At 59.8% G+C, this 12,040-nt stretch carries 12 protein-coding genes; 3 read left to right on the forward strand and 9 right to left on the reverse strand.

The annotated features are described in order from the left end of the window. The first annotated feature begins 164 nt into the window (after positions 1–164). The gene (locus KHU30_RS17895; RefSeq protein WP_211443979.1) at positions 165–674 is read left to right on the forward strand and encodes an Lrp/AsnC family transcriptional regulator; all 510 of its coding nucleotides are present in this window, start codon (positions 165–167) and stop codon (positions 672–674) included. A gap of 190 nt (positions 675–864) precedes the next feature. On the opposite strand, the gene KHU30_RS17900 is transcribed toward KHU30_RS17895, so the two are convergent. From KHU30_RS17900 to folD, 6 genes are all read right to left on the reverse strand, one after another. Further along, entirely contained in the window at positions 865–2,181 is a 1,317-nt protein-coding gene (locus KHU30_RS17900) for a D-amino acid dehydrogenase (RefSeq protein ID WP_211443980.1), read from the reverse strand. A gap of 170 nt (positions 2,182–2,351) precedes the next feature. Then, complete coding sequence (locus tag KHU30_RS17905) at positions 2,352–2,768, reverse strand: hypothetical protein (protein ID WP_211443981.1); 417 nt, start codon at positions 2,766–2,768, stop codon at positions 2,352–2,354. Between the two features lie 27 nt (positions 2,769–2,795). Continuing rightward, a complete protein-coding gene (locus tag KHU30_RS17910) occupies positions 2,796–3,221 on the reverse strand; it encodes a DNA polymerase III subunit chi (protein ID WP_211443982.1) in 426 nt (141 codons plus the stop codon). Positions 3,222–3,249: 28 nt separating this feature from the next. After that, entirely contained in the window at positions 3,250–3,873 is a 624-nt protein-coding gene (locus KHU30_RS17915) for a glutaredoxin family protein (protein ID WP_230411233.1), read from the reverse strand. Between the two features lie 71 nt (positions 3,874–3,944). Next, positions 3,945–6,020: a M3 family metallopeptidase gene (locus KHU30_RS17920; RefSeq protein WP_211443983.1), complete on the reverse strand. Its 2,076-nt coding sequence runs from the start codon at positions 6,018–6,020 to the stop codon at positions 3,945–3,947. Between the two features lie 5 nt (positions 6,021–6,025). After that, complete coding sequence (gene folD / locus KHU30_RS17925) at positions 6,026–6,871, reverse strand: bifunctional methylenetetrahydrofolate dehydrogenase/methenyltetrahydrofolate cyclohydrolase FolD (protein ID WP_211443984.1); 846 nt, start codon at positions 6,869–6,871, stop codon at positions 6,026–6,028. A 353-nt stretch (positions 6,872–7,224) separates the two neighbouring features. On the opposite strand from folD, the gene gshA reads away from it, so the two are divergent. After that, positions 7,225–8,811, forward strand: coding sequence for a glutamate--cysteine ligase (gene gshA / locus KHU30_RS17930; RefSeq protein WP_211443985.1), 1,587 nt, complete (start codon positions 7,225–7,227; stop codon positions 8,809–8,811). Between the two features lie 34 nt (positions 8,812–8,845). Here gshA and KHU30_RS17935 read toward each other — a convergent pair whose 3' ends face one another. The 3 genes from KHU30_RS17935 to KHU30_RS17945 are packed head-to-tail and all read right to left on the reverse strand — an operon-like array spanning position 8,846 to position 10,467. Further along, positions 8,846–9,523, reverse strand: coding sequence for an FMN-dependent NADH-azoreductase (locus KHU30_RS17935; protein WP_211443986.1), 678 nt, complete (start codon positions 9,521–9,523; stop codon positions 8,846–8,848). Further along, complete coding sequence (locus tag KHU30_RS17940) at positions 9,520–9,972, reverse strand: GNAT family N-acetyltransferase (RefSeq protein WP_211444210.1); 453 nt, start codon at positions 9,970–9,972, stop codon at positions 9,520–9,522. Before KHU30_RS17940 ends, KHU30_RS17935 begins: the two co-directional genes overlap by 4 nt. 57 nt (positions 9,973–10,029) lie before the next feature. Further along, on the reverse strand, positions 10,030–10,467 hold the full coding sequence (locus tag KHU30_RS17945) for a carboxymuconolactone decarboxylase family protein (RefSeq protein WP_211443987.1): 438 nt from the start codon (positions 10,465–10,467) through the stop codon (positions 10,030–10,032). Between the two features lie 114 nt (positions 10,468–10,581). Between KHU30_RS17945 and pdxR the strand changes: the two genes are divergently transcribed. After that, entirely contained in the window at positions 10,582–12,003 is a 1,422-nt protein-coding gene (pdxR, locus tag KHU30_RS17950; RefSeq protein ID WP_211443988.1) for a MocR-like pyridoxine biosynthesis transcription factor PdxR, read from the forward strand. The last annotated feature ends 37 nt before the right edge of the window (positions 12,004–12,040 follow it).

A 12,040-nucleotide genomic window follows, 5' to 3' on the forward strand; every position in this document is an offset into this window, starting at 1 on the left:
TAGTTACAGTTTCACCGTCCGCTGCTTATTTATTATCTACTCGAATTAGTCTGAAAATTTCCCCAGACTTGTCCGAATAGAGCAACGTTACAACATAAAAAACGCTTCGCATAGCGGTTTTTGCGAATTCTTAAAACGGCAGCTACAGCCCTTGATCCCCCGGCATGAGCAAACATCACACCCTAGACAAAGTCGACCGCAAACTGCTCAATTTGTTGCAACGCGACAATCAAATGCCGACCCGTACCCTGGCCGACAAAGCGCACATTTCCCAGCCCACCTGCCTGCGCCGCCTGCGCGACCTGCGCGAGGCGGGCATCATCAGCGCCGACGTCTCGCTGGTCGATCCCTTCGCACTCGGCTACGGCATGCTGGCCTTCCTCGAAATCTCGCTCAACCACCAGTCCGACGAGCACATGCAGGAATTCGAACTGCGCATGAACAAGGAAGCCGAAGTCATGCAATGCTATTTCGTTTCCGGCGACTACGACTACTTCCTGGTGGTGCACGTGATCGACATGGATGCCTATTACCAGTTCGTGCGCCGGGTCATTTCAGGCTCCGGCAATGTCCGCCATTTCCAGTCGCGTTTTCCGATGAAGCGCGCCAAGTTCGTGACCCGGGTTGCCTTCGACGAAAAACCGGCGACGGTGGAAGTGCGCGCCGCCAGGTGACGCACTGCAACAGTGCGCCGACCGCTCCCTGAATACAGTTGAGCAAAAACCGCGCCAAGTCTCTGGCGAGCGGCTGCCGCCTGCGAACGGCGAAAAAAAAAGACCGATGCTGGCGACAGCATCGGTCTTTTTCATGGCATTGCCGTGGCGGCCATTGCCGCGGCGGCAGTCAAGCGATCGGTCAAGCGCTTCAGGCTTGTACCGGACGCGGCAGGATCAGCGGCTGCGGCGCTTGCCGCGGCATGCCGGTAAACGCGAAATCGACTTCCGGCCGACGGCCCGAGACGATCTCGGCGATGGCGCGGCCGGAGCCGCAGCCCATGGTCCAGCCGAGCGTGCCATGGCCGGTATTGAGGAACAGGTTGCTGATCTTGCTCTTGCCGATGTAGGGCACGTTGGACGGCGTCATCGGCCGCAGGCCGGTCCAGTAGACCGGATTGTCGTAGTCGCAGCCGTCCGGGAACAGCTCGCGCGTGCGGCGCGTGATCGCTTCGCAGCGGGTAGTGTTGAGCTCCCGCGTGTAGCCGTTCAGCTCGCAGGTGCCGGCCACGCGCAGGCGGTCGCCCAGGCGCGACACCACCAGCTTGTAGCCGTCGTCCGTCAGCGATACGCTGGGCGCCGCCTCCGGATTGGTGATCTGGTAAGTGGCCGAATAGCCCTTGCCCGGATAGATCATCAGGTCGATGCCGAGCGGCTTCAGCAGCGGTGTCGAGAAACTGCCCATGGCGACCACGAAAGCGTCGGCGTGCAGCACTTCGTGACGGCCGTCGGCATTGATGATTTCGACGCCGGTGATCTTGGCGCCGGCGCCGCTGCCTTCGGTGATCAGGCGGGTGACGCTGGTGTTGTACTGGAAATTGACGCCGGCTTCGGCAGCCTTGGCGGCCAGGCCCGAAGTGAATTTATAGACGTCGCCCGATTCGTCGGTCGCGGTAAAGTCGCCGCCGACGATCTTGTCGCGGATGCGCGCCAGCGCCGGTTCGATCTTGACCACTTCATCGGCGCTGATCGAATCGCGCGGGCAGCCGAGGTCGCGCATCAGCTGGGCAGCCGGCAGCGAGATGTCGAATTCCTTTTGATCGGTATAGAAGTGCAGGATGCCGCGCGTCAGGCAATCGTAATCGACGCCGGTGTCGGCGCGCACTGCCTGCAAGGTCTGGCGGCTGTATTCGCAGATAGCGACGATCTGGCGGATATTGTCATTGGTGCGCGCCGGAGTGCATTCGCGCAGGAAGTTGAGCGCCCATTTCCATTGCAGCCATTCCGGACGGAAGCGGTACAGCAACGGAGCGTCTTCCTGCCCCAGCCATTTCAATACCTTCAGCGGCGCCTGCGGGTTGGCCCAAGGCTCGGCATGCGATACCGAAATCTGGCAGCCGTTGGCAAAACTGGTTTCCTGGGCGGCGCCAGGCTGGCGCTCGATCACAGTGACATCGTGACCTTCCTTGTTCAGGAACCAAGCCGAAGAGGTTCCGATTACGCCAGCGCCCAATACAATTACTTTCATCTCATCTCCAAAAACCACCGTTTTTTAACCAGCTGCGCATTGCAAGAACAGCCTTTTCAATAGCGCTATTGTAAGAAAACCGGGATTTTTTAGGCGATCAAAATGAGGCTGAAAATTTTTACTTTTGGCTACCGTTTAAGTATTTGTGACTGAAAAACAAAAAATTTGCGCTAAATGTTTGTTTTTTTCAATTTGACTAATTCCAGCGTCACGGCCCGGGAAATGACTTCGTCCAGGGTCTGGTGCAAGCCCTCGCGGATTTGCGCCGCCATGCCTTCCACCGCGGTCTGCAAGACATCGGCCAAACCGTCGCGCACACGCTGCTCGATGACGAAATCGATGCGGTCCTGCAGTTGCTGCAGCACTTTTTCCCTGACCTCCGCCTCCAGCCGTTCCCAGTCGTGCTGGCTGAGGACGGCTTCGCGTTGCGGCACAGGCAGTTCAAAATTCTCTGGATCGTCCGGCACGGCGACGGCCGCGGGTGCTGCGGCCGCCTTTGGCATGTCGATAATATCGGTCAAGGTCGGCAACGGAATAATGACCTCGGTCAACAAAGGGATATTGGCGTCAAGTTTTCCGGTGTTCATTGCAAGTTCCTTAACCTGGATTCAGGTTTAAACATTTTCAGCGACAAAGTGCGTCAGCGGATAACCGCGTTGCTGGTAAAAGCGATAGCGCTCGCGGCCGGCGGCCTTGTCATCCTCTGCCAGGGAAACGATTTCAAACATTCTTTCAAAGCGGGCGAAATGCTGCGGCGTCTTGCCGGACAGGTTGATCAGCATCTGGTGATGCGGCCACTCAGTCTCCTCGTCGGCGGCCAGGATCACCGGGGTTTGCGCGGCGAGCGGGTCGCCGGCGCGCACGTGTGGCAGGAAGTCATGTTCCGAAAACGTCCACAGCGTGCGGTCCAGCGTCGCCAGCTCGTCGCCGCTGGCGGTCAGGATGACGATCTGGCGTTGTGCTGTTCGGGCTTTGCGCACCAGTCGGCAGGTGTACAGAAATTTGTCCGAAATATTGGTGTGAAAGTCGATTTGCGTCATTGATATAGGCAGGTTGGTCAGGCCGCGCTTAAAAGCGGAACCCGGGCGGCGCATTGCCGGCTGCCGGCGCTACGTCGCCGTTGTTGGAAGCGGCGGCAGGCGCAGTGGTTTTGCCGGCCGGGCCGGCGCTCGGCGCTGCTGCAACCGGCGCCGCATTGCGATACGTTGCTGGCAGGCGGCTGGTTTCCGGATAGCCGGCCGCAGTCAGCGCAGCGCCCCAGCTGGCGCCGGAAAAGCCGCTTTGCTTGTCGCGCCCGATCATCAGCACCGGCAGCTGGTTGTCGTTGGCGACCTTGCGCAGCGCTGCGATATCCTCGTTGGTTTTCACGGTTTTTTCGCTGAACGGAATGCCGCGCTCCTTCAGCATCTTGCGGCCGTCGTCGCAGGGAATGCATTTGTCTGAACTATATAGCGTGACAGCATGGTTCTTGACCGCCTGCGCCAGTTCATACGGCAGGCCGTCGGTGTCGTCGCCTGCGCCGCCGGCGATCTTCTTCTGCACCACATTGCCGCTGGCGGGCGGCGTATCGCTATAAGTGACCTTGCCGTCCGGACCGGTCGACTTGTACAGCTGGGCCTGCGCACTGGCCGCCAGCATCAGCAGAAAAAACGTTGCAGCGCTTCTGATCCCTGTCGTGATACCTATCGTCATACCTTTTCCCCTTGTTTGATTTAAGAGCCTGGTTTGTATAGTTGCCATTGACTTGTACTGTGTTCTTCGGTTCAGGCGGCCATGCCGCTGTGCCGCAGCAGGGCGTCGATATTCGGTTCGCGGCCGCGGAATGCCTTGAACGATTCCAGCGCCGGGCGCGAACCGCCGACCGCCAGGATTTCGTCGCGGAATTTGCGGCCGGTTTCCGCCGACACCACATTGCCGCCCACCGCTGCTTCTTCAAAGGCGCTATACGCATCGGCCGACAACACCTCGGCCCATTTGTAGCTGTAGTAGCCGGCTGCATAGCCGCCGGCGAAGATATGGCCGAAGGAATGCTGGAAGCGGTTGAAAGCCGGCGGGGCGATGACCGCGACCTGGCCGCGCACCTGGTCGATCACATCTTGCACGCTCTGGCTGCCGTAGGGATCGTAATCGTCGTGCAGGTGCATGTCGAACAGAGAGAATTCGACCTGGCGCAAGGCTTGCAGGCCGGACTGGAAATTCTTGGCGGCGATCATCTTGTCGAACAGCTCGCGCGGCAGCGGCTCGCCAGAAGCGGCTTCCGCAGTCATGTGCTGCAGGACATCCCACTCCCAGCAGAAATTCTCCATGAACTGTGAAGGCAGTTCGACCGCATCCCATTCCACCCCGGAAATGCCGGAGACGCCGATCTCGTCGACCTGGGTCAGCATGTGGTGCAAGCCGTGGCCGAACTCGTGGAACAGGGTGATCACTTCGTCGTGCGTGAACAGGGCCGGCTTGCTGACGCCATCGGCCACGGCCGGCGCGGTGAAATTGCAGGTCAGGTAAGCGATCGGGGTTTGCACATCATTGCCGAGGCGGCGCCGCGCCCGCGCGTCGTCCATCCAGGCGCCGCCGCGCTTGCCGTTGCGCGCGTACAGATCGAGATAGAACTGGCCGATCAGCTTGCCGTCTTTTTCGATCCGGAAAAATTTGACGTCCGGATGCCAGACCGCGGCCTGGTCGGCGCTGATGTCGACCGAGAACAGCTTCTGCACCAGCTGGAACAGACCCTCGACCACGGTCGGCTCAGGGAAATACTGTTTCACTTCCTGCTCGGAAAAAGCATAGCGCTGCTCGCGCAGCTTTTCCGCGGCGTACGCCAGGTCCCAGGCTTCCAGCGTCGCCAGGCCGAGCTGCCCGGCGGCGAAGGCGCGCAGTTCCAGCAGATCCTGCTCGGCAAACGGCCGGGCGCGCCGGCCCAGGTCTTCCAGAAACTTGATCACCTCTTGCGGCGTGTCGGCCATCTTCCGCACCAGCGACAGTTCGGCGTAGTTCTTGAAATCCAGCAGCTTGGCTTCTTCATTGCGCAGGCGCAGGATCTCGACGATGTTGGCGCTGTTGTCCCATTCCGGCTTTTCTCCCAGCTCGGAAGCCTTGGTGGCGTTGGCGCGATACATTTTTTCGCGCAGGGCGCGGTTGTCGGCGTATTGCAGGATAGGAAAATAGGAAGGGAAGTGCAGCGTAAATTTATAGCCTGGCTTGCCATCCTGTTCGGCGGCGGCGCGCGCGGCCTGGCGCACGTCTTCCGGCAAGCCGGCCAGCTCGGCTTCGTCGGTGATGAACAAACCGTAGGCGTTGGTGGCGTCCAGGATGTTTTCCGAGAAGCGGGTGGTCAGCGCAGCGTGCTTTTCCTGGATTTCGGCAAAACGGGCTTTCTTGGCGGCCGTCAGTTCGGCGCCGCCCAGGCGGAAATCGCGCAGGGCGTTGTTGACGATCTTGCGGCGCGCCGCCGACAGCTCGGCGAAATCGATATTGTTCTTGATCGCCTTGTATTTGCTGAACAGCGCCAGGTTCTGCGCCAGCGCGGTCCAGAATTCGATCAGCTTGGGCTGGTTTTCGTTATAGGCGGCGCGCAGTTCCGGTGTGTCCGCCACCGCATTCAAATGGCTGACGATGCCCCAGGCGCGACCGAGCTTTTCCGTCACGTGCTCCAGCGGCAGGACGAAGTTGTCCCAGGTGGCGGCATCGGTGGCTGCTTCCAGCAGGCTGACCACGGTCTGCGCTTGCTGCAGCAGCGCTGCGATCGCCGGCGTGATGTGGGCCGGCGTGATCTGGTCGAACTTGGCAAGGCCGCTAAAGTCGAGCAGCGGATTGCTGGCGTTGATGGCGGTAGAGGTCATTGCAATTACATTCTTTCTGCGGCTTCAATGGTATTGACCAGCAACATGGTGATGGTCATCGGCCCGACGCCGCCCGGCACCGGGGTGATGTAGCCCGCGACTTCCTTGGCGTTGGCAAAGTCGACATCGCCGCACAGCTTGCCGTTATCGTCGCGGTTCATGCCCACATCGATCACGGCCGCGCCAGGCTTGACCATGTCGGCGGTGACGATATTGCGCTTGCCGGTGGCGACCACCAGGATGTCGGCCATGCGCGTATGCAGGCCGAGGTCGCGGGTCTTGGAATTGCAGATGGTAACCGTGGCGCCGGCTTGCAGCAGCAGCATGGCTTGCGGCTTGCCGACGATGTTGGAGGCGCCGACGATGACGGCATGGGCGCCGCGCACCGGGAAATTCACCGATTCGAGCATCTTCATCACGCCATACGGCGTGCAAGGACGGAACAGCGGCTGGCCGGTCATCAGCAGGCCGGCATTACTGATATGGAAGCCGTCGACATCTTTTTCCGGAGCGATGGCTTCGATCACCTTGTGGGCGTCGATATGCGCCGGCAGCGGCAGCTGCACCAGGATGCCGTTGATCTTGGGATCCGCGTTGAGGGCGTCGATGCGCGCCAGCAGGGCCGCTTCCGTCAGCTCGGCGTCATACTTTTCCAGCACCGAATGCAAGCCGTTGTCTTCGCAAGCCTTGACCTTGTTGCGCACATACACCTGCGAGGCCGGGCTGTCACCGACCAGGATCACGGCCAGTCCAGGCTGCTTGCCCTGGGCCGTCAGCGCGGCGGCGCGCCTGGCGACGTCGGCGCGGAGTTGTTGGGAGAGGAGGTTTCCGTCGATCAGTTGGGCTGGCATAGTGAGGGCTATTGAAAATTGAAAGCAAAGCAGGATTATAAGGGGTGTGCGCGCTGAAGACTGCGTCTGCAGCGTGTTACTTTGCGGAAACTTATCGATTCTTGCGAATTAATTCTCGCCGATTCCCGTAAATCCATCGGAAATTGTGCCTTTGATAAAATAAGGCGCGGCCAAATGCATTTTTCGAGCAGCTGGCCGATCGTAAATTGCGGTCTGGCCGGCATCCAACGCGTTCTTTCATTTTCGGCTATTCTCGCCTTCTACGATATCTGTATGCCACCGACTGCGGCTGTCATCATGCAAGCAGCAAATCCACGGCCGGAGCTGATAAATTTAAAAAGAGGGATGCTGAATTGACCGATCATTACACTCGCCGGCTGGCGCTGCTAGGGCAAGAGCAGCACCGCGGCCTGCTAGGCCAGGGCCTGCGCGGCATCGAAAGAGAAACCTTGCGCGTCGACGCCGATGGCCGCCTGGCCCTGACGCCGCACCCGCGCGCGCTAGGTTCGGCGCTGACCCAGCCGCAGATCACGACCGACTATTCGGAGTCGCTGCTGGAGTTCATCACCCCGGCCGAGCATGATATTGCGACGGCCCTGAGCGAGCTCGACACTATCCATCGCTTCGTCTACAGCAAGCTGGGCGACGAACTGCTGTGGAGCCAGTCGATGCCGGCCCACCTGCCGGCGGAAGAACTGATCCCGATTGCCTGGTACGGCACGTCGCACATGGGGACCTTGAAGCATGTCTACCGGCGCGGCCTGGCGCTGCGCTACGGCAAGCGCATGCAGTGCATCGCCGGCATCCATTACAACTATTCGCTGGCCGAAGGCGTGTGGCAAACCTTGCAACAGGCCGAAGGCGCCAGCGGCACGGCCATGCACTTCCAGTCGGAAAGCTATATCGCGCTGGTGCGCAACTTCCGCCGCTACAGCTGGCTGCTGATGTACCTGTTCGGCGCCTCGCCGGCGCTGTCCAAGTGCTTCCTGGACGGCCGCGACCATCGCCTTGAAGAGCTGGACAAAGACACCCTCTACCTGCCGTATGCCACCAGCCTGCGCATGAGCGACCTTGGCTACACCAGCGAAGCCCAGGCACGCCTGACGCCGCAGTTCAACAGTCTCGACAGCTACATCAAGAGCCTGGCGCGCGCGGTCAGCCAGCCGTATCCGCCGTATGCCGAGATCGGCACCCACCGCAACGGCGAATGGGTGCAGATCAACACCAACATCCTGCAAATCGAAAACGAGTACTACTCGACCATCCGGCCGAAACGCGTGATCAATTCCGGCGAACGGCCGATCCAGGCGCTGTCGGCACGCGGCGTGCAATATATAGAAGTGCGCTGCATGGACATCGACCCTTTCGAGCCGATGGGCATCAACCTGGAAACCTCGCGCTTCCTCGATGCTTTCCTGCTGTTCTGCGCGCTCGACGACAGTCCGCTGACCAGCGATGAAGAAAGCCTGGAAAACACTGAGAACTTTGCGCGCGCGGTGAAGGAAGGACGCCGTCCCGGCCTGCAACTGCGGCGCGACGGCAAGCCGGTCAGCCTGCAGGCCTGGGGCAAGGAACTGCTGGAGCAGATCGGCGCAGCGGCGGATTTGCTCGACGCCCAGCGCAGCGACGGCGCCCATGCGGCATCGCTGGCAAAGCAAAGCCTCAAGCTGGATCAAGTTGAATTGACGCCGTCGGCGCGCGTGCTGGCGATCTTGCGCGACAATCAGGAATCGTTCGGCAGCTTCGCCCTGCGCCTGAGCAAAGAGCATGCAGCTTATTTCCAGGCAAATCCGCCCAGCTCGGAAGAGCGCAATTATTACGAAACGCTGGCGGCGACGTCCCTGGCCGAGCAGGAGAGCCTGGAACGCAGCCAGACTGGCGATTTTGATACCTTTGTTGCGGCTTACCGGGCCAGCACGCTGGGCAATATGAGTGTTTAGGAAACTATCGGCAAGTCTTCCTGGCGCCGGCGGCTTAAGCCGTCGGCTGAGTTTCGCCGGTTGACGAACGGATCGCAGGCGTCGAACCTCGCCGCATGATGCCCTTGCCCGCTCTGGCCAGGGACAATTTCTCAGACAATTGCCGGCGTGCTTCATGCATTGCCTGCGCCACTGCTTCGGGGCCGAAGACCAGTCCTTGCAGCGGGAAAAAATGCACATCGCTGATGCCGATCGATGCCAGCGCATAACGCAAGTAGGGCGTCAGGAAATCAGCCTGCTTTGCTCGTTCACCCGCAAAAAAGCCGCCGGAACTGACCAGTACAAAGGTCGGACGGTCCTTCATCAGTCCGACCTTGCCGTGCGGCGTCGCCTGGAAACTGCGATTGATCCGGATCACGTGATCGATCCACAATTTGAGGGCAGCCGGTACGGTAAAGTTGTGCATCGGCGTGACGACGAACAGCATGTCGTGTTGTTCCAGCTCGACGATCAGGCGTTCCGACCAATCGAATTCTTTTACATCAGGAGCCGCTTGCGCGGTGACCGCCATTGCATAGCCGCGGCCGATGGGGGGAATTGGCGACTTCACCAGGTCTCGTTCGGTGATCTGTGGATTGTCGATGCCGGACGTGGCAATCGCTTCCCTCGCGAGGCGGTAACCGTGGCTTGCATCGCTGTGCGGGCCGCTGTTCAATAGCAAAATGCGTGTCATGTGCTTGATTCCTGTATCAGTGGTTCGACGAAATGCATGCCTTTTGCAAGCAGCCCTTGGCGGAAGTAAAAGCGCTGCGCCAACGCCATGTGCAAGCCTGTATCCAGCACAAGATGCCTGCAGTTCAAGGCAGCGGCCTGTTGCCGCGCGGCTTGCAGCAGACGTTCGCCGAAGCCCGAGCGATGCAGCGCAGCGCTTACCACCAGGTCGTCGACGTAAACGAAACGGCCGTATAGCAAATTGTCTTGCAATCGATAGCCGGCAAGCCCGACGATTGCGCCATCGCGCCAGGCCCCAAGCAAACGGTATCCCTGTGCGCGTTGCCGCGCTACCTGTTCTTTGTATGCTGCGCGATCGTTCAGATGCGGCCGCAACTCCTTCATGACCGGGAACGACGCGTCCAGATCGGCGTCGCTCTCTATATGTTTTATCTCTACCTGGGACTGCATGCATTTCTCCAAAAAAATGGACGATGGATTTGCAGACTCAATTGCCGAAGCCGGCAATTACGACGGCATCTTGCGGAATGCGATGGCAAAGCGATTCCAGCTGTTGATCGACGTGACGAGCAATGTCAGTTCAACCAGTTCGGCATCGGTGAAATGCGGGCGGACTGTTTCCCACACTGCATCCGGCACGTGGTTTTGCGAGACCAGCGTCAGCGATTCGGTCCATTCCAGTGCGGCGCGCTCGCGTTCGCTGAAGAACGGGGTTTCGCGCCATGCAGCGACGGTAGCCATGCGGCGTTCGGATTCGCCGGCTTTGCGGGCATCGGCCACATGCATGTCGAGGCAGAATGCGCAGCCGTTGATTTGCGATGTGCGCAGGCGGACAAGTTCCTTCAGCAGGATGTCCAGCGTGCCTTTGTTGATGTGGCTTTCAACACCCATCAGTGCCTTGATGGCGTCTTTGTCGGTATTGAAGAAATCGAGGCGGGTTTGCATTTGAAGCTCCTTGGCTAGGTAAATCGAAGTGAACGAGCGGGCATTGCTTGAGGCGTAGTATGCGAAAATCATGGCCGTATTAGAAGGGCCAAGAAATAACAAAAGGACTAGTCCATGAAATCCCCCGAACTGGATCTGCACATCGATCGCGCGCTGGAATTACCCATGTACCAGCAGATCTGCCAACGTTTCAAGACGGCGATCGAGCAGGGAAACCTGCACGCGGGGGATCGCGTGCCTGCGGTCCGGGCGCTGGCGGCAGGACTGAATCTGGCGCGCGGTACGGTGGAAATGGCTTATCGCATCCTGGCGGACGAGGGATATCTGCAGATCAGGGGCGCGGCCGGCACAGTGGTTTCGCCGTCTTTGCCGCCGCCGGCAGTCCTCAAACCGCAGGTAGTCATGGCCGGACAAGCGCATGCAGCAAACGTCGATCACGACGGCAAGGCGCCGAAGCCGCTGCAGATGGGTTTGCCTGCGCTCGACGCATTTCCGCGCAAGGTGTGGAACCGGCTGGTCGGCCATCGCCTGCGCAGCAGCGAACCGGCGCGGCTGGCCTATCCCGATCCTGCCGGTTATGACCGTTTGCGTGAAAAAATAGCAACGTATCTGGGCGTCTCGCGCGGTGTGACCTGTCTGCCGGAGCAGGTGTTCATCACGACCGGCTTGCGCAATACGCTTGAACTGACGCTAAGCAGCCTTGCGGCTGTCGGCGATGCATTCTGGTTCGAAGATCCCGGCTATATTTTTGCGCGCCTGTTTCTGCAAAATGCCGCAGTCAAGATCGTACCGGTGCCGGTCGATGACAATGGATTGATGGTGGAAGAAGGCAAGCGGCGCAGTCCGCATGCAAAATTCGCGATGGTCACGCCGTCGCACCAAAGTCCGCTTGGGGCGACGTTATCGCTGGAACGCCGGCTGGCGCTTCTGGAATGGGCCAGCAAAGCCGGCAGCTGGATTATCGAAGACGACTACGACAGTGAATTTCGCTATCAGGGACGGCCGCTGCCGGCGCTGAAAAGCCTGGATCGCAATGATCGCGTCATTTACAGCGGCACTTTCAGCAAGGCGATGTTTCCGGGGCTTAGGCTGGCCTATGCCGTCGCACCGGTCAGTGCGGTTGCACGCTTTCAGGCAGCTTCCTACAACCTGAACGCAGGCTGCCCATACCTGTTCCAGGCAGGCGTTGCCGATTTTATCGCCGAAGGTCATTTCTCAAGGCATCTGAAAAAAATGCGCCAGTTGTACGCAGAACGTCGCGCGGTGACGTCGCGCGTTTTCCAGGAAATATTGGGCGATCGCATACGGATCGATTTGCAACCGGGCGGCTTGCACATACTGGCGAAACTGGCTGAGCGCGAAGACGATGTCATGCTGGCGGGCCGCGCACGAACTGCCGGCCTGGCCCTGCATCCTTTATCGCCCTGGTACATTGATGCAAAGCCGCGGCAGGGATTGTTGCTGGGCTTTGCCAATGTTATCGATGAGAAGGATGCGATGCGCCTGGCGCTGATGCTCAAGCAAGCATTGGCATAGCGCCGCGCTGGGGCCATGGCCATGGTCTGTAACGAGA

The organism is Collimonas humicola (assembly GCF_018304945.1).
Lineage (GTDB): Bacteria > Pseudomonadota > Gammaproteobacteria > Burkholderiales > Burkholderiaceae_D > Collimonas > Collimonas humicola.